The following is a 21,004-nucleotide window of genomic DNA, read 5'->3' as shown; positions in this document are numbered from 1 at the left end:
TTCTTTTCTTAAATGCCGGCAGGAGCGCGGGTATGCCAGTCGGTCACTTGCTGGTACTGGTGGGCGATGCCGAGCAGCTTCGCTTCGGCGAAGTAGTTACCGATGATCTGCAGCCCTACCGGACGGCTGCCGTTCTTGTCGCCCTGGCCAAAGCCGCACGGGATCGACATGCCGGGCAAGCCGGCCAGGCTGGTGGAGAGGGTGAAGATGTCGGCCAGGTAGTTGGCCACCGGGTCGTTCGACTTGGCGCCCAGGTCCCAGGCCACGGTGGGTGCCACCGGTCCCATGATGACGTCGCAGGTGTGCCCCAGCGCGGCCTTGAAGTCGTCGGCGATCAGGCGCCGGATCTTCTGCGCCTGCACATAGTAGGCGTCGTAGTAGCCATGGCACAGCACATAGGTGCCCACCATGATGCGGCGCTGGACTTCCTTGCCGAAGCCTTCGGCGCGGCTTTTCTTGTACATGTCATTGAGGTTGCTGTACTGGGCCGCGCGATGGCCGTAGCGCACGCCGTCAAAGCGCGACAGGTTCGATGACGCTTCGGCCGGCGCGATGATGTAGTACACGGGGATCGACAGCGCCGTCTTGGGCAGCGAGATGTCCACCAGCGTGGCGCCCAGCCGGACGAATTCGTCGAGCGCGGCGCGCACGGCCTGCTCCACGTCGGCGGCCAGGCCTTCGCCAAAATACTCTTTCGGCAGGCCGATGCGCAGGCCCTTCAACGGCGTGTTGAGTTCGCGCGTGAAGTCTTCGCGCACATTGCCTTGCTCCGGCGTCAGGCTGGTGGAGTCGCGTTCGTCAAAGCCCACCATTTCATTGAGCAGCATGGCGCAGTCTTCGGCCGTCTGCGCCATGGGGCCGCCCTGGTCGAGCGAGGAGGCAAAGGCGATCATGCCAAAGCGCGACACGCGCCCGTAGGTCGGCTTGATGCCGGTCACGCCGCAAAACGCGGCTGGCTGGCGAATCGAGCCGCCCGTATCGGTGGCGGTGGCGGCCGGCGCCAGGCGCGCGGCAATGGCCGCCGCCGAGCCGCCCGAGGAGCCGCCCGGCACGGCCAGCTTGTCCCACGGGTTCTTGACGGCGCCGAAGGCCGAGTTTTCGTTGGATGAACCCATGGCGAATTCGTCGCAATTGAGTTTGCCCAGCGAGACCATGCCGGCAGCGGCAAATTTGTCGACCACGGTGGCGTTGAACGGGCTGCTGTAATTGGCCAGCATCTTGCTGCCGGCAGTCGAGCGCCAGTCGCGCGTGACAAAGATATCCTTGTGGGCGATGGGAATACCGGTCAGCAGGCCTGCGCTGCCATTGGCCAGGCTGGCATCGGCCGCCGCGGCCTGGGCCAGCGATAACGACTCGTCAATATGCAAAAAGGCATTGAGGTCGCTGGCTTTGGCGCGGTCCAGGAAGTGGCGTGTCAGTTCGGTGCTGGAAATGGCTTTCGATTGCAGGAGCCCGGACAGCTGTTTTAGCGTTTTTGTATGCATGGCGAATGTCGGTTCCGTGATTACTCAATAACTTTTGGTACCAGGTACAGGCCGTCCTGGGTTTTGGGCGCGCTCGCCTGGTAATCGTCGCGGTGGTTTTGTTCCGTCACGACGTCCTCGCGCAGGCGCAGCGGTACATGGCCGAGCACCGCGGCCAGCGGCTGCGCCAGTGGCGTGACGCCGGTGGTATCGATGGCCTGCATTTGCTCGGCCAGGGCGAATATGCCGTTTAATTCAACCAGGGCCACTTCGGCATGGGCTTCGTCCATGTCGAGCTGGGCCAGATTGGCGATCCGTTTTACGTCTGCAAGGGTCAGGGACATGGGATAGGCGCGGCACGGGCCGCGTTCAAAATGTTATGAGACGAATAGTGAAATTTGAATAACAGTGCGCTAAATCCGATAAAAGCTTACCAATATCAGGCATTTCATTGGGGAAAAGGGAGCGCAATACACCGGTTTTCAAGCATTTAACGCGCAAATTATAAGGTAGAATGGCGGGCTAATGCGTTGTCGGCTGTGAAGCAGGTTTGCCGCAGCATTCACTCAACCGCGGCGGTGCGGAATATTTTACGCGCGGCGGTTAATACTTATGCAGTTTCCATATTAATGATCAGGCGCAGCGCTTGCGCATCAGGACAAACATGTTTGGTTTCTTACGCAGCTATCTTTCGAACGACCTCGCCATTGACCTGGGAACGGCCAATACGCTCATTTATGTGCGCGGCCAGGGTATCGTTCTGGATGAACCATCGGTAGTGGCCATCCGTCAGGAAGGCGGGCCCAACGGCAAGAAGACGATCCAGGCCGTCGGTGCACAGGCCAAGCAAATGCTCGGCAAGGTTCCCGGCAATATCGAGGCGATCCGCCCGATGAAAGATGGCGTGATTGCCGACTTCACCGTCACCGAGCAGATGCTCAAGCAGTTCATCCGCATGGTTCACGATTCAAAATTCTTCCGTCCTTCGCCGCGCATCATCATTTGCGTGCCGTGCGGCTCGACCCAGGTCGAGCGCCGCGCCATCCGCGAATCGGCCCTCGGCGCCGGCGCCTCGCAGGTGTACCTGATCGAAGAGCCCATGGCCGCGGCCATCGGTGCCGGCCTGCCGGTGTCCGACGCCACCGGTTCGATGGTGGTCGACATTGGCGGCGGCACCACCGAAGTAGGCATCATTTCGCTGGGCGGCATGGTGTACAAGGGTTCGGTGCGCGTGGGCGGCGACAAGTTCGACGAAGCCATCGTCAACTACATCCGCCGCAATTACGGCATGCTCATTGGCGAGCAGACGGCCGAAGCCATCAAGAAGGCCATCGGTTCGGCCTTCCCCGGCTCGGAAGTGAAGGAGATGGAAGTCAAGGGCCGCAATCTGTCCGAAGGCATTCCGCGCTCGTTTACGATTTCGTCCAACGAAATCCTCGAAGCGCTGACTGATCCGCTCAATAACATCGTCTCGGCCGTCAAGAACGCGCTGGAGCAGACCCCGCCGGAACTGGGCGCCGACATCGCCGAGAAGGGCATGATGCTCACCGGTGGCGGCGCGCTGCTGCGCGACCTTGATCGCCTGCTGATGGAAGAAACCGGCCTGCCGGTGCTGGTGGCGGAAGATCCGCTCACTTGCGTGGTGCGCGGCTCGGGCATGGCGCTCGAGCGCATGGACAAGCTCGGTTCGATTTTCTCGTACGAGTAAGGCTGCCCAGGTGCAGCAAGGGCGGCCCCGGTCGGGCTGCCCGCAGTGACCCAGGCGCTGTGCGCCGTCATTATTGGAAGTCATGGAATACAGTCCACCGCCGCTTTTCAAACAGGGAGCGCCCGCTCGGGTCAAGGTGACGGTTTTCGCGATCATTTCGATCATTCTGCTGGTGGCCGACACGCGCTTCCAGGCGCTGGCCATGGTGCGCCAGGTGACCGGTACCGTTCTTTATCCCTTCCAGAAGGCCGCCCTCATGCCGCGTGACGCGATGCTGGGGATGGGCACCTATTTCTCGTCGCTGTCGGCGTTGCAAAAGGAGCTCAATGACCTCAAGGCGGCCGAAGTGGCCGCTGCCGCCGCCATGCAGAAGGCCACCATGCAGGCCGCCGAGAATGCGCACCTGCGCAAGCTGATGGGCGCGCGTGAGGTGCTGCCGGTAAAGACGCTCATGAGTGAAATCCTGTACGACGCCCACAATTCGTCGACCCGCAAGATCGTGCTCGACCGCGGTAGCAGCGACAAGGTGGTACTCGGCCTGCCCGTGATCGACAATGCCGGCGTGGTCGGCCAGATCACGCGCGTATTTCCCTTCACATCCGAGGTGACGCTGCTGACCGACCGCGAACAGGCCGTTCCCGTGCAGGTGCTGCGCAATGGCTTGCGCAGCGTAGCCTATGGGCGCGGGTCGTCCGGCATGCTCGACCTGCGTTTCGTCGAGCCCAATGCCGACATCGTGGTCGGTGACGTCATCATCACGTCCGGCCTCGACGGGGTCTATCCCGCCGGCCTGGCCGTGGCCAAGGTGGTCAAGGTGGAGAACAGCGCCGGCCGCACATTCGGCAATGTGGTATGCCAGCCGCTGGCCGGCATCGACCGCAACCGCCAGCTCCTGATCCTGATGGAGCTGCCCAAGCCGGCGCCGCGCCCGCCGGCAGAAACGCTCAAGCCGATCAAGAAAAACAATCTGCCGAAAATGGGCGCCATCGCCGCTGAAGGCGGGGTGCCGGCCCTGCTGCCGGAAACGTCCGCGACACCGGCAACACCGGCGGTGACGCCGCCGGCGCCGCCCGCCGCCAGGCCAGGCCAGGCCCCGGTTCCCGGCCGCGCCACGCCGCCGGCCGCGCCGCGCCAGCAGACCGCGGCACCTGCCGCCACCGTGCCAGGAGGACCTGCCCGATGAACCGCCCTCATTACATTCTGCTGCCGGTCAGCCCGATCTTCATCGGCATTACGCTCGCCCTGGCATTCCTGCTCAATCTTCTGCCATGGGGCGGCCTGATCGGGGTGCCGGACTTTGTGGCGCTGGTGCTGGTCTTCTGGGGCATTCACCAGCCGCGCAAGGTCGGTATCGGCATGGCGTTTTTCATGGGCCTGCTGATGGATGTGCATGAAGCGACCCTGCTGGGCGAGAACGCGCTGGCATACACCCTGCTGTCGTATTTTGCGATCACGATTCACCGCCGCGTATTGTGGTTTCCACTCACGACCCAGGCCCTGCATGTATTCCCGCTGCTGATCATGACGCAGGCCGTGCAGGTGCTGGTCAGTTATATCGTGTCGGGGCGCTTTCCGGGCTGGCTGCATTTTTCCGAGAGCGTGGTCGCCATCCTCCTGTGGCCTGTCGTCACCTGGCTGCTCTTGGCACCCCAGCGCCGCGCGGTGGACCGCGACCATACGCGCCCCATCTGATGGCTGACCCTGCATGACTGAAATCAAGAACAATGACCGGGAGATCCATATCTTCCGGGTGCGGGTGGGGGTGCTGTTCGCGCTCACCTTTCTCTGTTTTGGCTTGCTGGTGGCGCGCGTGGTGTGGCTGCAGGTGGTCAAGCACAGCGACTATGCCGCCTTGTCCGAAGGCAACCGCATTGCGGTGGTGCCGATCGTGCCCAACCGCGGTCTGATCGTGGACCGCAACGGCGTGGTCCTGGCCCGCAATTACTCGGCCTATACGCTCGAGATCACGCCGTCCAAGCTGCGCCATTCACTCGATTCGGTCATCGACGAACTGGCCACCCTGGTCACGGTGGAGCCGCGCGACCGCAAGCGCTTCAAGAACCTGCTGGCCGAATCGAAGAATTTCGAGAGCGTGCCGCTGCGTACCCGCCTCACGGACGACGAAGTGGCGCGCTTTACCGCCCAGCGCTTCCGCTTCCCGGGCGTCGACGTGCAGGCGCGCCTGTTTCGCAATTATCCACTGGGCGAATCGGCGGCCCACGTGATCGGCTACATTGGCCGCATCAATGCCCGCGAAGCAAAGCTGATCGAGGAGTCGGACGATGCCACCAATTATCGCGGCACCGACCATATCGGCAAGGAAGGCCTGGAAAAGAGCTACGAAAAGCAGCTGCACGGCATTACCGGCTACGAAAAGGTGATCAAGACGGCCGGTGGACGGGCGGTAAGCACCATGTCGCGTAAGGAGGCCACGCCCGGCAATAACCTGATCCTGTCGATCGATATCGAGCTGCAGAAGATCGTCGAGGAGGCATTTGGCGAGTACCGCGGCGCGCTGGTGGCGATCGAGCCGGAGACCGGCGACATCCTGGCCTATGTGTCGCGCCCGGGCTTCGACCCCAACCTGTTCGTTGACGGCATTGACACCCAAAGCTGGAACGAACTCAATACCTCGCTTGACCGGCCGCTCATGAACCGTCCGCTGCAGGGTACCTACCCGCCAGGGTCCACCTTCAAGCCATTCATGGCGCTGGCGGCGCTGGAGCTGGGCAAGCGCACACCGTCGCAGGCAATCAACGACATTGGCTACTTCAACCTGGGCGGCAATCGCTGGAACGACGACAAGGTGGGCGGCCACGGCGTGGTCAATATGTACACCTCCATTGTCGTCTCATGCAACACCTACTATTACCAGCTCGGTCACGATCTGGGCATCGATGCCATCCACGACTTCATGGAGCCGTTCGGCTTCGGCCGCCTGACCGGCATCGACCTGGAAAATGAAAAGACCGGGGTGCTGCCGTCGAAGGAATGGAAGCGCAAGCGCTTCGCCCGCAGCAAGGCAGCGCAGGCTTGGCAGGGCGGCGACACCATCAACGTATCGATTGGCCAGGGTTTTAACAGCTATACCATCCTGCAGCTGGCGCACGCGGTCTCCACCCTGGCCAACAATGGCGTGGTGATGAAGCCGCACCTGGTCAAGATCATTGAAGACGGCAGCACGCGCGCGCGCAAGCTCACGGTGGCCCAGCCCAGCGGCCGGATCCCGCTGCGCCAGGAAAATATCGACTTCATCAAGAGCGCCATGGTGGGCGTGGCGGAAGAGGGGACGTCGCGCCAGGTGTTCGCCAATGCGGGCTACACCTCGGGCGGCAAGACCGGCACCTCGCAGGCGGTGAGCCTGAAGCGCGGCGAAAAATACAATGCCAAGACCATTGGTGAACGGCGCCGCGACAATTCGCTGTACGTGGCCTTTGCCCCGGCCGACAAGCCGCGCATCGCGCTGGCCCTGATTGTGGAAAATGCCGGCTTCGGCGCGGCGGTAGCCGCCCCGATCACCCGCAAGGCCCTCGACTACTACCTGCTGGGCAAAAAACCGGCCAGCAAGGATGGCGCGGCGGCTGCGGAAAAAGGTGTGGCCGCAGCGCCGGTCCCGACAACCAACAGTGCCAGCGAGGCGCCGGCCACCCCGGGCGGCCAGACCGCACCGGCCAGGGAGTAAGCCATGCGCATCAACGAACGGCGTTCACTGTGGCGCCGCATGAAACCTTATCTGCTGGTGTTCGACGCGCCGCTGGCGATCATCCTGTTCCTGCTGCTGGCCACCAGCATCGTGACCATGTACTCGGCCGGTATCGAATTTCCGGGGCGGGTGCAGGACCAGATCCGTAACACCATCATCGCCTTCATCATCATGTGGGTGATGGCGCTGATACCGCCGCAAACGCTGCTGCGGCTGGCCGTTCCCATTTACGCGGCCGGCGTGGCGCTGCTGCTGGCGGTTTTCTTCTTTGGCATCATCAAGAAGGGGGCGCGGCGCTGGCTGTACGTGGGCGTCGATATCCAGCCGTCCGAGATCCTCAAGATCGCCATGCCGCTCATGCTGGCCTGGTATTTTCATCAGAAAGCGGGCGCCGTGCGCTGGCATTCATTCGTGGTGGCGGCGGCGCTGCTGGCCGTCCCCGTTGGCCTGATCCAGCTCCAGCCCGACCTGGGAACCTCGCTGCTGGTGCTTTCGTCCGGGCTGTGGGTGATTTTCCTGGCGGGCCTGTCGTGGAAGGCGGTGGCGGCCATGTTCGTGGCCACCGGCGCCAGCCTGCCGATTGCCTGGTCGCTCATGCACGACTACCAGCGCGACCGCGTCATGATGCTGATCGATCCCACCACCGACCCGCTGGGCAAGGGATTTCACATCATCCAGTCGGTGATCGCGATCGGCTCCGGCGGCTTTTCCGGCAAGGGCTACATGCAGGGCTCGCAATCGCACCTCGAATTCGTCCCCGAGCACACGACCGACTTCGTGTTTGCGCTGTATGCGGAAGAATTTGGCCTGGTCGGCATCCTCATCCTGCTCACCATCTATCTGCTGCTGGTGGGGCGCGGCCTGATGATCGCGGCCAATGCGCCCAACCTGTTTTCGCGCCTGCTGGCCGCCGCCCTCACCATGAATTTCTTTACCTACGCTTTTGTGAACATGGGCATGGTCAGCGGCATTCTGCCCGTGGTCGGGGTGCCGCTGCCCTTCATGAGCTATGGCGGCACCGCTTTTGTTACACTCGGGCTCGGCGCGGGTATACTGATGAGCATCTCGCGACATCGAAAACTGATACAAACCTGATCATGGAGGCGCGATGAGCGTATCAAGATTCCACCCAACGTTCATCGTGATTCCCGTCCTGGCCCTGCTGGCAGGGTGTGCCACCAGTCCCAAGCCGGAAGGCGGGCGTGGCCATATGCCGGCGCCCAAGACGCGTGCCGCCACCCATCCCGCGCTTGATCCCGATATGCCGGCCCTGCCGCCGGCCAATTCCGGGCGCGGCGGCTATTACAAGGATGATGGTCCGGGCGACAATCCGCCGTCCGGCTTGCGCGACATTCCCGACGCGGTGGTGCGCGCCGAACCGTATTCGCGCTATGCCAACCGGCCGTATGTCGTGTTTGGCAAGAGCTACACGCCGATGCTGGGCGATCAACCCTTCGTGCAGCGTGGTGTCAGCAGCTGGTATGGCAAGAAATTCCACGGGCAGCGCACCTCGTCGGGCGAAATCTACGATATGTACAAGATGACGGCGGCCCACCCCACGCTGCCGATTCCTTCCTACGCCCGGATCACCAATATCGCTACCGGCAACCAGGTGGTGGTGCGCATCAATGACCGCGGTCCTTTCCATGCCAGCCGCATCGTCGACGTGTCGTTTACGGCGGCCGTCAAGCTTGGGTTGCTGCAGAAGGGCAGTCACGAGGTCCTGCTCGAGCGCCTGCTGCCGGGGCAGGACACGCGCCTGGCGGCGGCCCCGCGCAGCGACCCGGAGCCGCAGCAGCCGCGCCAGGGCGTGCTGCAGGCGGCCGAAGAAGTCGGCTCGCTCATTGTCAGCAACCGCGCCGAGGTCAAGGCCATCAAGCTGCATCCGGAAGCGCGGGTCGCGCCCACGGTCGACGGCGCACCGGCACCGGCGGGCGAATCGTTCTACGTGCAGATGGGCGCCTTCAGCCGCGCCGACAAGGCGGCCGAAGTGCGCACCAGGGTGCTTTCGCGCGGCTGGGTGAGCGCGGCGCTCGATGTGATCAAGGCCGGTTCCCTGCACCGCCTGGTGAGCGGCCCGTTCGCCACCCGCGACGCGGCCCTGGAAGCGGCCCGCTCGCTGCCGGCCACCCTCGGCATCAAGCCGATGGTGATCAAGCGCTGATGGCCGCGCTTCTTATTTGCAGGGGCGGGTGTTGATGTCGTCGAATTTGCCCACCGCCTCTGCCAGGGCGGCGCGCGCGGCAGCATCGAGGTCGCGGAAGCGGTAGGTCTGGCGCGCGGCCTGCGAGGTACGCCCCGCCACGCGCGCGCCTGTCACGCCTTCCTTTTTCAGCTGGGCCAGCTGGGTCTGGGCCGCCGACTCGGCCTTGAATACGCCCAGGGAAATGGCCCATTTGGTGGGGGTGCTCTCGTTGAGGATAAAGTAATTGCTCACGCCCTGGGCCTTCAGTTCCGCCGCCTTCCGCTCGGCCGCGTCCTTGCTCCCCAGGGGCGGAATCATGACCATGTAGCTGGTGATTTCCGACACCGTGATGTCCTGGCGGGTCTGGCGCTCGCCCAGGGCCAGCGGCGCGATCAGCTGGTCGAAGCGGCGCGCCTGCGCGGCATTGAAGTTGCCCACTTCGGTGCAGGCCAGCGGGTCACTGGCTGCCGCCGCCGGCGCGGCCGGCGCCGCCGGTGCCGGGGCGGCCACCAGCGCCGCGCCGGCCGGCATGTGCAGTATCAGCTTGTCGGTATTGAGCTGGTTGCGCACGCGCTGCGGCTCGCGCGCGCTGGCCTTGTAACTGCCCAGCAAGCCCTGGCCATAGGCAAACAGCACGGCGTTCAGGCAGAGCACCAGCCAAAAGAGTAGTTTGAGCACGCGTTATCCTGTGAGGTCGGAAGCGAAATCGGAAGCAGCAGCCGTTTGCAGGCCGATGAGAACCACATTATCGACCATCCGGTGCGCCACTTCCAGCACCGGCGCGATGTAGCAGGCGGCGCCTCCGGAAATGAGACAAAGGTCGGCCCGGTGGCGGGCAAAGGCGCGTTCGATGGCGCCGGCCTGGGCTGACAGGATGCCCGACAGGATGGCGTCGTCGGTATTGTCGGCAAAGCCGGACGGCAGCGGGCCACCGGCCAGCACCTGCGGCAGCTGCGCCGTATTGCGCGCCAGCGATGAGGCCATGAGGCCGAGGCCAGGCAGGATCATCCCGCCCAAAAAGTCGCCCTGCGCGCTGACCGCGTCAATGGTGGTGGCGGTGCCGCAGGTGGCGACTATGATCGCCTTGCCCGGCTCCAGCGTGCGCGCGCCCAGCGCCGCCGCGAACCGGTCGCAGCCCAGCTGACCGGGGTTGCGGTAGCCGTTGCGCATGCCGGCCATTTCGGCGCGCGCTGCGAACCATGCCGTGCGCGCGCCAGGCAGCAGCGGCAGCAGGCGTGCGCGCAGGGCGGCCCCGGCCACGTTCGATACCAGCACCGCGCTCACGGCGTGATCGCGCCAGCGCTCCGGCAGCTGGTCCAGGTCCGCATGTTCGACCCCGCCGCTGGCAATCCATTGGCCAGGTGCGGCGCCCGGCTGCACCAGGGCCCACTTGACGCGCGTATTGCCGGCGTCGACCAGCAGCATCATGGCGCCACCGCGCGCAGCGACACGTCGCCCGCCATCACCGGCACCCGGCCGGCGGCGGTGTCGAGCAGCAGCACGCCGCAGTCATCGACCCCGGCGGCGACACCCTGTTCCAGCGTGACGCCGCGGTCGATGATGGCCACTTCGCTGCCCTGGAATGCATGCAGGCGGTTCCAGCGTGCGCAAAATGCGGCGAACCCGGCCTGCTCGAAGTGGCGCAGGCTGGCCGCCAGGTGATTGAGTAATTGCGCCATCAGCGTGTCGCGGTCCATCCTGGCCAGCCACGGGGCGCCGGCGGCGGGGCGGCCGATGCGCTGTTCCAGCGCGTCGGGCATGATCAGGTTCATGCCGATGCCGATCACGGCCCATACGCCGTCGGGCGCCGCCTGGGTTTCAACCAGGATGCCGGCCAGCTTGGCCCCATCCTTGAGGACATCGTTGGGCCACTTGAGCTGGACCCTGACGCCCAGCTGGTCGAGCGTTTCGGCCAGCGCCACGCCCACGGCCAGCGGCAGGCCGGACAGGGCATGCAGGGGCAGCGGGAACTTCCAGGCCAGCGAAAACGTGAGCGAGTCCTCACCCGAAAGCCAGCTGCGGCCCGCGCGCCCGCGGCCTGCGCTCTGGCGTTCGGCAATGAGCAGGCGGTTGCCGGCAAGCGGCAGCTGCGCCAGCAGGTCGGCGTTGGTGGAGCCGGTCTGCGCCACTACCTGCACGGCGACGCCACTGTCGGCGCTCTTGCCGGCGATGGCCTGCGCGTTCACGGCGCCGCCTTGCGCGCCTTGTGCGGCGCCCTGGCAAACAGCCGGTCATACAGCCAGTTGGGCAGGGCGCGCAGCAGCCTGGCCACCACGCCCATCTGCCAGGGAATGACGCGATAGCTGTCGCCGGCCGCGATGCAGGCGGCGGCGCGGACGGCGAAGCGCTCGACCGGCATCAGGAATGGCATGGGATAGCTGTTTTTCTCGGTCATGGGAGTGGCGATGTAGCCCGGCGCGATGGTGACCACGCGAATGCCGTGCGGCTTCAGTTCCAGCCGCAGCGATTCGCAATAGCACACCACCGCCGCCTTGGAGGCGCTGTAGGCCCCGGCCCCCGGCAGCCCGCGCACGCCGGCCACGCTGGCGATGCCGACCAGGCGGCGTTCTCCCTGCTGCGACTTCATGCTGTTGATGAACGGGGCAAAGGTGGCCACCGTGGCGTTGACATTGGTGGCGATAATGGTGTCGAACACCTGCTGGTCTTCGGGATGCTCGGTAAGGGTGCCGTGCGAAACGCCGGCATTGGCGATGACGATGTCGGCCCCGCCATGACGGGCGATGAAGTCGGCGGCGGCCAGGCGCAGGGCCCCGTGGTCGGTCACGTCGAGCGCATACACGGCGTGGCGCCCGGCGCCGGGCAGGCTGGCCACGAGGCCTGCCAGTAGATCGGCACGCCGCGCCACCAGGCCAAGCACGGCGCCCTGCGCCGCGTATTCACGCGCCAGCGCAGCGCCAATGCCGCTCGAGGCGCCGGTGATGAAAACGCGCTTCATGGCGCCGCCGCCGGCATGCTTATTTTTTTTCCGCTTTGGCCTTGGCCACCAGATGGTCCATGACCTTGAGCGCGGCCTGCTGCTGGCCCACTTCGTTCAGCGCAGGGCGCGAGGTGGAACCGGCCTGGTAGGGCGAGGTGATGTAACGGCCATCCACGGCCACCGTCGGCCAGCTGTTGATCATGTACGCCTTGGCCATGGCCTGCGAGCGGTTCACGCGCGCCTGCATGCCGAACGACTTGTAGGTATCGATGAATTTCGCGCGGTCGATGCCGGCCTTTTCGGCCCAGTCGAACACGGCTTCGTCGGTGTGCATGTGCAGGCGCTCGACGTGTTCGGCGGCGAAGGCCTTGGCATGATATTTCTCGGTCAGGCCCATCGCTTCGAGCGTGTTGTACAGGCGCTGGAGCGGGATGTCCGAACGGTTGAACGCCACGTGCACGCGCTTGAACACGATCTTGTCGGCGTTCTTCTTGACCCATTCGGCCAGCAGCGGCTCGAACGCATTGCAGTGCGGGCAGGAGTAGGTGAAGAATTCCGTCACTTCCACCTTGTTGCCCGGGACGGTTTGCTGCGCTTCCGGCAGCACCTGGTATTCGCCGCCATTGCGCGGGGCATCGGGAGAGGCGGCGGCGCCGGCGGCAACGCCCGCCACTGCCAGGGCAAACAGCACTTTCTGAATCAGACGCATGAGGATTCCTTGATATCGTTTCGGACTACTTCTGGTTTTTGACGATCGCAACATCGATGCCGCTGTCGATCAGCTTTGCCCGGGCCTTGTTCATGGCTTCGAGCTGGGGAAAGGGGCCCACTCGCACGCGATGCAGCACGCCGCTCTCGTTGGGCTTTTCACTGATGGAGGCTTCAAACCCCAGCAGCGCCAGTTTGGCGCGGGTGTTCTCGGCATCTTCCATTTCGCGGAAGGCGCCGGCTTGCAGGTAGTAGGTCACGCCGTCAAGGCCGTCTGCCGCAGGTTTTGGCGGCGCCGGCTTGGCCTCGGCCGGCGTCACATTGGCCGCACTGGCCTCGGTCCCGCTGGCCTCTGCCACCGGCGCGTCGGGCGTTGCCTCGGCAGCCGGCGCGGCCGCGCCCATGGCCGCCACCGCGTCGCCCAGCGGGTCGTCCGACGGTTTCTGCCGGGCCGTGATTTCCTTGTTGGCCTGGCGCGCCGCATCCTTGTTGCCATACATCGGCTTGTTGGGATCGAATGCTTCGCCGACCGTGGCCTCGCTCATCTTGCCGGCCTTGCCCGTCTTGTCGGTAAACGGGGTGGCGCCTTTGGTGATGGCCAGCGCCACGATGACGGCGATGACCAGGCCGATGATAAGGCCAATGACCACGCCGGTCAGGGTATTGCCATGCTGGCGCTGCAGGGTGCGAAAGTCGGATGTCATGGGTCGGTTCACAAAAATGGTGGGTACAAACTTACATCTTCTCGGGCGCGGACACGCCGATCATGGCCAGGCCGTTGCGCAGCACTTCGCGCGTGGCGAGCATGAGCGCCAGGCGCGCGTTCTTGAGCGCCTCGTCTTCGAGCTTGAGAATATTTTCGGCAAAGTAGAAGCTGTGCAGGCTGGCGGCCAGGTCGCGCAGGTAGAACGCCACCTGGTGCGGTCCCAGCTCGGCCTGGGCGCGCGCCAGCATTTCAGGATAGGCGGCCAGGGTGGCGAGCAGCGTCATCTCGGTGGGCGCGGTCAGGGGCGACAGGTCGGCCCCAGCCAGGGTGGCAATGTCGCCCTGCCAGTTTTCCAGCACCCGGCAAATGCGCGCATGCGCGTACTGCACGTAATAGACCGGGTTTTCGTCGGTGGTCTTGAGTGCCACGTCGACATCGAACACGAACTCGGTGTCGGCCTTGCGCGAGATGAGGAAAAAGCGCACGGCGTCGCGGCCTTTGGCGATGTCGCCATTGCCCGACCATTCGATCAGGTCGCGCACCGTGACGTAGGAGCCGGCACGCTTGGAAATCTTGACCTCGGCCCCATCCTTCATGACGGTGACCATCTTGTGCAGCACGTAGTCCGGGTAGCCCTGCGGGATGCCCATGCCGACTGCCTGCAGGCCGCCGCGCACGCGCGCGATGGTGCCGTGGTGGTCGCTGCCCTGGATGTTGATGGCCTGGACAAAGCCGCGCTGCCACTTGACGACATGGTAGGCCACGTCAGGCACAAAATAGGTGAAGCCGCCTTCGGACTTGCGCATCACGCGGTCCTTGTCGTCGCCATAGTCGGTGCTCTTGAGCCACAGCGCGCCATCCTGCTCGTAGGTCTTGCCCGATGCGATCATGGCCTCGACCGTCTTTTCGACCTTGCCATCTTCATACAGCGATGACTCCAGGTAGTAGTTGTCGAACTTGACGCCAAAGGCCTGCAGGTCGATATCCTGCTCGTGGCGCAGGTAGTTGACGGCGAACGGACGGATGGAATCGATGTCGTCGGGGTTGCCGCTGCCGGTGACGGGCGCGGTGTCGCTGGCCGATACGGTCTTTTTGGCCAGGAAGTCGGCGGCGATGTCGGCGATGTAGTCGCCGTTGTAGGCCGACTCGGGCCATTCGGCGTCGCCCGGCTTGAAGCCGCGTGCGCGCGCCTGCACCGACGCTGCCAGGGTGGCGATCTGCACGCCGGCGTCGTTGTAATAGAACTCGCGCGTGACGTCGTAACCCTGGGCGTCAAACAGGCTCGACAGTGCATCGCCCAGCGCCGCCTGGCGCCCGTGGCCCACATGCAGGGGGCCGGTCGGATTGGCCGAGACGAATTCGAGCACCACTTTCTTGCCGGCGCCGGCCTGGGTGCGGCCAAAGGCCTGGCCTTGCCTGAGGATGGTTCCCACCACCGCCTGCTTGGCCGCATTGGCCACGCGCAGGTTGATGAAGCCGGGGCCGGCGATGTCGGCACTGTCGATGATGCCCTTGCCGGCCGGGTTGTCCAGCACTGCCGCCACAATCTTTTGCGCCAGTTCGCGCGGGTTCATCTTGAGCTGCTTGGCCAGCTGCATGGCGATGTTGCAGGCCATGTCGCCATGCGAAGGGTCGCGCGGACGCTCCAGCACGACGTTGGGCGACAGGCCGCTGCCTTCGATGATGGGGGCCAGGGCGTCCTGGAACAGGGCGGCGATTTCTTGTTTCTGTGATGCGAGCATGTGCGGTGTTCTAATTGGTAAAGGAGCGGTGGCCGGGCCACGGGCAGGTTGACGCACAATTATACTGGTTTGCCCGTGGCTGGCGCAGGGCTTTGCCGGCGCCCGCTGTCGGCAGTGTACAAACATTAATACTGCGCTGCGCAGCCGCGGCGCGCACCGTCAAAGTGTTGTTTTATGCGTCGATGGCGGCCCAACCTGGCCTTGTGCCCGGGCGCGCGCGCACTGCTTAAGCTTCGCGCAAGTCTTAACCGGTACAATTGCGCCTTTATAAAGTATTCGTGTATCTCGCCATGACCATCAAGCGCCCGACGCTCACCATCAAACCCGCAGCGGCCCGGCCGGCGGCGCCGCGCATGCGCCAGAGTTACGAAGTCAAGCCGGTGCTGCAGCCGGGCTACCGTCCCAACCTCAAGCCCGATTCGCTGGCGCTGGCGCTGCTTGGCGCGGCCAACGCGGTGGCGCAGGTGCGCGCCGGTACCACGCTGCCGCAGGCGCTCCTGACGGCCTTTGGCGTGACGGCGGCTGGTCCCCAGACCAAGGGCGCGATCCAGGATATCGCCTACCGCACCATGCGCCAGCTTGGCCGCAGCGAAGCCCTGCTTGGTCTCATGACATCCAAGGCGCCGGAACCGGCCATGCTCTCGGCCCTGCTGTGCTGCGCCCTGTCGCTGATGGATACGGCCGACGGCGGCGCGCCGCCCTACGAAGAATTCACCGTGGTGGACCAGGCGGTCACGGTCGCCACCTCGCACCCGGACATGGCGCACGCCAAAAACATGGTCAACGCCGTGCTGCGCCGCTTCCTGCGCGAGCGCGAGGAGCTGGTCAAGACGGTCATGGCGCAGCCGGTGGCCCGCTATAACTACCCGCAGTGGTGGATCGACGCCACCCGCGCGGCCTACCCCAGGCAGTGGGAGCAGATCCTGGTGGCCGGTAATGTGCAGCCGCCGCTGACGCTGCGCGTCAATACGCGCAAGACCAGCGTGCAGGCCTTCATGGCCTCGCTCGCCGATGCCGGCATTGGCGCGGCGCAGATTGGCCCGAGCGCCGTGCGTCTCGACAAACCGATCGGCGTGTCCGCCATTCCCGGCTTTGATGAGGGACTGGCGTCAGTGCAGGATGCGGGGGCCCAGCTGGCCGCGCCGCTGCTCGATATCCGCGACGGCATGCGCGTGCTCGACGCCTGCGCGGCCCCCGGCGGCAAGACCGGCCACATGCTGGAACTGGCCGACGTCGCCATGACGGCCATCGACAGCGATCCCAAGCGCCTGGTGCGGGTCGAGGAAAACCTGCAGCGCCTGGGCTTGTCGGCCACGCTCAAGGCGTTCGAGGCGCAAACGCGGGTGTGGTGGGATGGCGAGCAGTTCGACCGCATCCTGGCCGACGTGCCGTGCACGGCCTCTGGCATCGTGCGGCGCCACCCCGACATCCGCTGGCTGAGGCGCAAGGGCGATGCTCTCCAACTTGCAACACTTTCATCCAAAATCCTCGACAACCTTTGGCAGATGCTGCGGCCCAATGGTAAATTGCTATTCGTGACATGCTCGATCTGGCCCCAGGAATCGGAGGCACAGGCGGCCGCATTCGCAGTTCGCCACAATGCCATCCGCCTCGATGCGCCCGGCCAGCTGCTGCCCGGTGCCGGCCTTGACCAGGATGGATTGTTTTACGCCCTGTTCCAGAAGAGCGCGGCGTAGCCGGTTCCCGACAATGCGATCGACTGTAAAGGCTCTGGCCCTCCTGTGACTCTACGTTTCTTCCGTCTTCTCTGCTGCCAGCTGATGCTGGTGTTTGCCTGCACGGCAAACGCGGCCGATGGCGTCGAGATCACGCGCGCGCGCATCGAGCTGGCCGACGATGGCTACCGCCTCAACGCGGCCTATTCCTTTGAGCTCAACGAAAGCCTGCATGACGCCATCCAGCATGGCGTGAAGCTGTTTTTCACCACTGAGGTGGAACTGACGCGCCCGCGCTGGTACTGGTACGACGACCGCGCCGTATCGCAGCGCCAGACAGTGCGCCTGTCGTACGACGTATTGACGCGCCAGTACGTGGTGCTGGTCCTGGGCCGCATGCAGCAAAGCTTCGCCACGCTGGAAGACGCGATGGTGCTGGTGCGCCGCACCAACTGGCTGATCGCGCCGCGCGGCGCACTCAAGCCCGGTGAGGTCTACAACGTCACACTGCGCATGTTCATGGACCGCGAACGGCTGACCAAGCCAATCCAGACCGCCAGCAGCGGCAAGTGGCAGCTGGAATCCAAAGACAAGAAATTCCAGTACAGGGCCGAGTAAGCTGTGAACCAGGCCTTGCGCTATTCACTCATTGTTGGCGGCGCCATTGTCAGCATCCTGCTGTTCCTGCTGGCCACCGCTTCCTCCAATGCCGGCTTTTTCGACCAGTACTATTCCTGGCTCCTTGGACTGAACGCGTCGGTCGCGGCGGCGCTGCTGGTGTTCGTGGTGGTGGCGCTGGCGCGCCTGTATGCACGCTACAAGAGCGGCAAGTTCGGCTCGCGCCTGATGGCGCGCCTGGTGCTGCTGTTTGCCTGCATCGGCATCCTTCCGGGCCTGGTCATCTTCCTGGTGTCGGTGCAGTTCGTGTCGCATTCGATCGACTCCTGGTTCAATGTCAAGATCGAGGCGGCGCTGGAGTCGGGTGTCAACCTGGGCCTGGCGGCGCTGGACCAGTCGCTGGGCGAACTCGGTTCCAGCGCCGAGATCACGGCCGCCACCCTGGCCGGCCAGGACCGTGCGAGCACCCAGGATATCCTGGCGCGCCTGATCGATGAGCGCGACGGCATCATCTCGGCCATGATCATCGGCGTGGACGGCAAGATCATCCAGAGCGCGGCCCAGGACCGGCGGGCCAGCCTCACCCCGGACCTGCCCACCCCGCCCATGCTGCTGCAGGCGGTGATGCCGGGCGGGTATGCGCGCACCGAAGGCGCCGACCGCGACTTCAAGGATGGCGCCGGCCCGCCCGACGACGCTGCGGCCGACCCGTCGCCGGGCCTGCGCCAGCGCGTGGTGCTGGCCATTCCCGAGCCGCCCGGCGCCCAGCCGCGCTTCATGCAGGTGATCCAGGCGGTGCCGGTAAACCTGGCCACCAATGCCCAGGTGCTCTCGACCGCCTATACCGAGTACCAGGAACGCTTCCTGGCGCGCGTCGGGCTGCGCCGCATGTACATTGAAACGCTGACCTTGACGCTGCTGCTGGCCATTTTTGGCGCGGTGGCCAGTGCCTTCCTGATTGCCGGCAACCTGGCGCAGCCCCTGCTGGTGCTGGCCGAAGGCACGCGCGCAGTGGCCGAGGGCGACCTGTCGCCGCGGCCCATCGTGGCCACGTCCGACGAACTGGGCACGCTCACGCAGTCATTCAATGCCATGACGGGCCAGCTGTTCGAGGCCCGCAGTTCGGTCGAGCGCAATCGCGCGGCCCTGCAAAGCGCCAAGGCGCACCTGGAATCGGTGCTGGAAAATATGTCGGCCGGGGTGATCGTGCTCGATGCCGAGTTCAAGGTAGTGACCTCGAACGAAGCGGTCGAGCGCATCCTGCAGCACAATGTGGCAGGGCATATCGGCCAGCCGCTGGCGCTGATCCCGGGCCTCGATGCCTTTGCCGGCGCCGTGACCAAGGCGTTTTCCACCCAGAGCGCGCAGTCGGCGGCGGGCAGTTCGCGCCAGGTGCGCCACTGGCAGCAGCAGCTGGAAATCCCGCGTCCCCTGGGCAGCGCCGAAGACCATGACATCACCCTGCTGGCGCGCGGCTCGCGCCTGCCGGTGCGCGCCGGCAGCGGCTACATCGTGGTGTTCGACGATATTTCGGATGTGATCTCGGCCCAGCGCTCGATTGCCTGGGGCGAGGTGGCGCGCCGCCTGGCCCACGAAATCAAGAACCCGCTCACGCCGATCCAGCTGTCGGCCGAGCGCATGCAGATGAAGCTGGAAGGGCGCCTGGACGGCCCCGACCGCGACTTGCTGAACAAGGGCACCACCACCATCGTCAACCAGGTCGACGCCATGAAGCGCATGGTGGACGACTTCCGCGACTATGCCAAGGCGCCGCCGGCGGTGCTGCAAAAGCTGGACCTGAACGCGCTGATCGAAGACATCTTGCACATGTACCTGTCCGGTGATGAGAACGACATCATCCACGTGCGCCTGGCGCCCAATCTGCCGCAGGTGATGGGCGACCCGACCCAGCTGCGCCAGGTGATCCACAACCTGCTGCAAAACGCGCAGGACGCCATGAACGACCGTGGCCCCGGCGCGCCGCCGGCCCGCATCGACCTGACCACCGAAGCCATTCATTATTCCAGCGCGGGCGGCAGCGCCGGCACGGCCGTGCGCCTGGCCATTGTCGACAACGGGCCCGGCTTCGCGCCCAAGATCCTGTCGCGCGCCTTTGAGCCTTACGTCACGTCCAAGGTGCGCGGCACCGGCCTGGGACTGCCGATGGTGAAGAAAATTATCGATGAACACGGTGGCCGGATCGAGATCCAGAACCGTACGGACGGAACTGGCGCGTCGGTCCTGATTTTGCTGTTAAAGTTATGCACGGATAGTGTATTGGCTTAAGGTTAGAATCGCGCATAGAATACGGGCTTAACCGCGCGAAAGAGACAGCGCGGGGCAAACCGGCACTTCGTAGGGTGTCCGCTGGCAGGCCCAATCAAAAAGGCATACATAGATGGCAAACATTCTCGTAGTTGATGATGAAATGGGCATCCGCGAGCTACTCTCGGAGATCCTGGGCGATGAGGGGCACGCGATCACGCTGGCGGAAAACGCGCAGCAGGCGCGCGATGCCCGCGCCGCCGGGGCGCCCGACCTGGTGCTGCTCGATATCTGGATGCCCGATACGGACGGTGTCACGCTGCTCAAGGAATGGCAGCGCGATGGCTTGCTGACCATGCCGGTCATCATGATGTCCGGCCACGCCACCATCGACACGGCCGTTGAGGCAACCCGCATCGGCGCGCTCAACTTCCTGGAAAAGCCGATCGCCCTGCAAAAATTGCTCAAGGCCGTGCAGCAGGGCTTGACGCGGGCGCAGGAAGCGGTGCGCGCGCCGGCCGTGGCGCCCCGTCCCATGCTGGCGCCGCAGCCGGAAGAGAGCAGCATGTCGAGCGCGGCCATGTTTGCGGCGCAGTCGCCCCAATCCAGCATCCCGGTGCGCATCGGCGGCATGCCGGCCGGCGAGGGCCATGGTTTCAGTCTCAGTTTCGACCTGCCCCTGCGCGAGGCGCGCGATGCCTTCGAGCGCATGTATTTTGAACATCATCTCGGGCGCGAAGGCGGCAGCATGACGCGCGTGGCCGAAAAAACCGGCCTGGAACGCACCCACCTGTACCGCAAGCTCAAGCAACTCGGCGTCGAGCCTGGCAAGCTGGCCAAAAAAGGACAGTAAGCCGCGCAGTGCCAAGCCCGCCCTTGACCCCGATCAGCGCCACGCTGGTCACCGGCGCTACGCTGGAAGGGCGGGAAACCCTGATTGCGGCCCATCTCCCGGCCGGCGTGCGCAGCGCCGTGATCCTGGAGGGCCTTCCCAGCGGTTCTACCGTGCTTTACCCCACAGATACGCTCGATGTGTACAGAGTGGCACAAGCTTGCTTGTGCTGCACCGGCAATCTCGTTTTGCGTGTAACATTAAATCGGATCCTGCGTTCGCGCCCCGGCAAGTTGTTCATTGGCGTGGCCGACACAGCCCACCTTGATCAGTTGCGATCGTGGCTGCAGCAAGCGCCATACGATCAGCTGTTGATAGTGACCCCGGACCTGGGTGCCCCTTCAACACAGGCACTTGAAAACGGTCCGGTTAGCCCCACCTCCCCAGTACAGTGAAGTGG

At 64.7% G+C, this 21,004-nt stretch carries 20 protein-coding genes; 11 read left to right on the top strand and 9 right to left on the bottom strand.

All coding sequences use genetic code 11. The features are described 5' to 3' along the window. Window positions 1-8: 8 nt before the first annotated feature. Window positions 9-1,484 (bottom strand): Asp-tRNA(Asn)/Glu-tRNA(Gln) amidotransferase subunit GatA, encoded by a 1,476-nt coding sequence (gene gatA / locus KY495_RS04895; protein WP_219882629.1) that lies wholly within the window; start codon window positions 1,482-1,484, stop codon window positions 9-11. Between the two features lie 20 nt (window positions 1,485-1,504). Beyond that, window positions 1,505-1,807 carry an Asp-tRNA(Asn)/Glu-tRNA(Gln) amidotransferase subunit GatC gene (gene gatC, locus KY495_RS04890; RefSeq protein WP_219882628.1) on the bottom strand — a complete coding sequence of 101 codons (303 nt, stop codon included), beginning with the start codon at window positions 1,805-1,807 and terminating at the stop codon, window positions 1,505-1,507. Between the two features lie 320 nt (window positions 1,808-2,127). Here gatC and KY495_RS04885 point away from each other — a divergent pair, with 320 nt between their 5' ends. The 6 genes from KY495_RS04885 (at window position 2,128) to KY495_RS04860 (ending at window position 9,038) form a co-directional block, all read left to right on the top strand. Continuing rightward, entirely contained in the window at window positions 2,128-3,171 is a 1,044-nt protein-coding gene (locus KY495_RS04885) for a rod shape-determining protein (protein ID WP_219882627.1), read from the top strand. Window positions 3,172-3,253: 82 nt separating this feature from the next. Continuing rightward, window positions 3,254-4,354, top strand: a complete 1,101-nt coding sequence (mreC, locus tag KY495_RS04880; RefSeq protein WP_219882626.1) for a rod shape-determining protein MreC — start codon at window positions 3,254-3,256, stop codon at window positions 4,352-4,354. Continuing rightward, window positions 4,351-4,863 carry a rod shape-determining protein MreD gene (mreD, locus tag KY495_RS04875; protein WP_219882625.1) on the top strand — a complete coding sequence of 171 codons (513 nt, stop codon included), beginning with the start codon at window positions 4,351-4,353 and terminating at the stop codon, window positions 4,861-4,863. The genes mreC and mreD overlap by 4 nt, the downstream gene beginning before the upstream one ends. A gap of 13 nt (window positions 4,864-4,876) precedes the next feature. Then, complete coding sequence (gene mrdA / locus KY495_RS04870; RefSeq protein WP_219882624.1) at window positions 4,877-6,853, top strand: penicillin-binding protein 2; 1,977 nt, start codon at window positions 4,877-4,879, stop codon at window positions 6,851-6,853. Window positions 6,854-6,856: 3 nt separating this feature from the next. Then, window positions 6,857-7,969, top strand: a complete 1,113-nt coding sequence (rodA, locus tag KY495_RS04865) for a rod shape-determining protein RodA (protein WP_219882623.1) — start codon at window positions 6,857-6,859, stop codon at window positions 7,967-7,969. A gap of 13 nt (window positions 7,970-7,982) precedes the next feature. Beyond that, entirely contained in the window at window positions 7,983-9,038 is a 1,056-nt protein-coding gene (locus KY495_RS04860; protein WP_229518499.1) for a septal ring lytic transglycosylase RlpA family protein, read from the top strand. Between the two features lie 12 nt (window positions 9,039-9,050). Here KY495_RS04860 and KY495_RS04855 read toward each other — a convergent pair whose 3' ends face one another. From KY495_RS04855 to argS, 7 genes are read right to left on the bottom strand one after another with little or no spacing between them, the layout of a single operon-like run. After that, a complete protein-coding gene (locus KY495_RS04855; protein WP_219882622.1) occupies window positions 9,051-9,737 on the bottom strand; it encodes an SPOR domain-containing protein in 687 nt (228 codons plus the stop codon). Between the two features lie 3 nt (window positions 9,738-9,740). After that, entirely contained in the window at window positions 9,741-10,487 is a 747-nt protein-coding gene (locus KY495_RS04850; RefSeq protein WP_219882621.1) for a type III pantothenate kinase, read from the bottom strand. Continuing rightward, window positions 10,484-11,245, bottom strand: coding sequence for a biotin--[acetyl-CoA-carboxylase] ligase (locus KY495_RS04845; RefSeq protein ID WP_219882620.1), 762 nt, complete (start codon window positions 11,243-11,245; stop codon window positions 10,484-10,486). The genes KY495_RS04850 and KY495_RS04845 overlap by 4 nt, the downstream gene beginning before the upstream one ends. Further along, complete coding sequence (locus KY495_RS04840; protein WP_219882619.1) at window positions 11,242-12,015, bottom strand: SDR family oxidoreductase; 774 nt, start codon at window positions 12,013-12,015, stop codon at window positions 11,242-11,244. The genes KY495_RS04845 and KY495_RS04840 overlap by 4 nt, the downstream gene beginning before the upstream one ends. Window positions 12,016-12,034: 19 nt before the next feature. Continuing rightward, on the bottom strand, window positions 12,035-12,706 hold the full coding sequence (locus KY495_RS04835) for a thiol:disulfide interchange protein DsbA/DsbL (RefSeq protein WP_219882618.1): 672 nt from the start codon (window positions 12,704-12,706) through the stop codon (window positions 12,035-12,037). A gap of 25 nt (window positions 12,707-12,731) precedes the next feature. Continuing rightward, window positions 12,732-13,409, bottom strand: a complete 678-nt coding sequence (locus KY495_RS04830) for an SPOR domain-containing protein (protein ID WP_219882617.1) — start codon at window positions 13,407-13,409, stop codon at window positions 12,732-12,734. 31 nt (window positions 13,410-13,440) lie between these two features. Further along, window positions 13,441-15,153: an arginine--tRNA ligase gene (argS, locus tag KY495_RS04825; protein ID WP_219882616.1), complete on the bottom strand. Its 1,713-nt coding sequence runs from the start codon at window positions 15,151-15,153 to the stop codon at window positions 13,441-13,443. Window positions 15,154-15,443: 290 nt separating this feature from the next. Between argS and rsmB the strand changes: the two genes are divergently transcribed. The 5 genes from rsmB (at window position 15,444) to KY495_RS04800 (ending at window position 20,999) form a co-directional block, all read left to right on the top strand. Further along, on the top strand, window positions 15,444-16,850 hold the full coding sequence (rsmB, locus tag KY495_RS04820) for a 16S rRNA (cytosine(967)-C(5))-methyltransferase RsmB (RefSeq protein WP_219882615.1): 1,407 nt from the start codon (window positions 15,444-15,446) through the stop codon (window positions 16,848-16,850). Window positions 16,851-16,895: 45 nt separating this feature from the next. Continuing rightward, window positions 16,896-17,447, top strand: coding sequence for a DUF4390 domain-containing protein (locus KY495_RS04815; RefSeq protein ID WP_229518498.1), 552 nt, complete (start codon window positions 16,896-16,898; stop codon window positions 17,445-17,447). 3 nt (window positions 17,448-17,450) lie between these two features. Further along, window positions 17,451-19,733: an ATP-binding protein gene (locus KY495_RS04810; RefSeq protein WP_219882614.1), complete on the top strand. Its 2,283-nt coding sequence runs from the start codon at window positions 17,451-17,453 to the stop codon at window positions 19,731-19,733. Between the two features lie 112 nt (window positions 19,734-19,845). After that, complete coding sequence (locus KY495_RS04805) at window positions 19,846-20,565, top strand: response regulator (protein WP_219882613.1); 720 nt, start codon at window positions 19,846-19,848, stop codon at window positions 20,563-20,565. A gap of 23 nt (window positions 20,566-20,588) precedes the next feature. Beyond that, window positions 20,589-20,999 (top strand): GTPase, encoded by a 411-nt coding sequence (locus KY495_RS04800; RefSeq protein WP_219882612.1) that lies wholly within the window; start codon window positions 20,589-20,591, stop codon window positions 20,997-20,999. Window positions 21,000-21,004: the final 5 nt, after the last annotated feature.

The organism is Massilia sp. PAMC28688, from assembly GCF_019443445.1.
In the GTDB taxonomy this organism is placed as follows: Bacteria; Pseudomonadota; Gammaproteobacteria; order Burkholderiales; family Burkholderiaceae_D; genus Telluria_A.
The sequence above is the reverse complement of the archived record's forward strand: the minus strand, read 5'-3'. Positions and strand labels throughout refer to the sequence as shown.

What these genes read in the sequence shown, in the direction of transcription:
- mrdA (WP_219882624.1), top strand. Translation starts at nt 4,877, where the DNA reads ATGACTGAAATCAAGAACAATGACCGGGAGATCCATATCTTCCGGGTG.
- KY495_RS04805 (WP_219882613.1), top strand. Translation starts at nt 19,846, where the DNA reads ATGGCAAACATTCTCGTAGTTGATGATGAAATGGGCATCCGCGAGCTA.
- rsmB (WP_219882615.1), top strand. Translation starts at nt 15,444, where the DNA reads ATGACCATCAAGCGCCCGACGCTCACCATCAAACCCGCAGCGGCCCGG.
- KY495_RS04850 (WP_219882621.1), bottom strand. Translation starts at nt 10,487, where the DNA reads ATGATGCTGCTGGTCGACGCCGGCAATACGCGCGTCAAGTGGGCCCTG.
- mreC (WP_219882626.1), top strand. Translation starts at nt 3,254, where the DNA reads ATGGAATACAGTCCACCGCCGCTTTTCAAACAGGGAGCGCCCGCTCGG.
- gatC (WP_219882628.1), bottom strand. Translation starts at nt 1,807, where the DNA reads ATGTCCCTGACCCTTGCAGACGTAAAACGGATCGCCAATCTGGCCCAG.
- KY495_RS04840 (WP_219882619.1), bottom strand. Translation starts at nt 12,015, where the DNA reads ATGAAGCGCGTTTTCATCACCGGCGCCTCGAGCGGCATTGGCGCTGCG.
- gatA (WP_219882629.1), bottom strand. Translation starts at nt 1,484, where the DNA reads ATGCATACAAAAACGCTAAAACAGCTGTCCGGGCTCCTGCAATCGAAA.
- argS (WP_219882616.1), bottom strand. Translation starts at nt 15,153, where the DNA reads ATGCTCGCATCACAGAAACAAGAAATCGCCGCCCTGTTCCAGGACGCC.
- rodA (WP_219882623.1), top strand. Translation starts at nt 6,857, where the DNA reads ATGCGCATCAACGAACGGCGTTCACTGTGGCGCCGCATGAAACCTTAT.
- KY495_RS04885 (WP_219882627.1), top strand. Translation starts at nt 2,128, where the DNA reads ATGTTTGGTTTCTTACGCAGCTATCTTTCGAACGACCTCGCCATTGAC.
- KY495_RS04830 (WP_219882617.1), bottom strand. Translation starts at nt 13,409, where the DNA reads ATGACATCCGACTTTCGCACCCTGCAGCGCCAGCATGGCAATACCCTG.
- KY495_RS04835 (WP_219882618.1), bottom strand. Translation starts at nt 12,706, where the DNA reads ATGCGTCTGATTCAGAAAGTGCTGTTTGCCCTGGCAGTGGCGGGCGTT.
- KY495_RS04860 (WP_229518499.1), top strand. Translation starts at nt 7,983, where the DNA reads ATGAGCGTATCAAGATTCCACCCAACGTTCATCGTGATTCCCGTCCTG.
- mreD (WP_219882625.1), top strand. Translation starts at nt 4,351, where the DNA reads ATGAACCGCCCTCATTACATTCTGCTGCCGGTCAGCCCGATCTTCATC.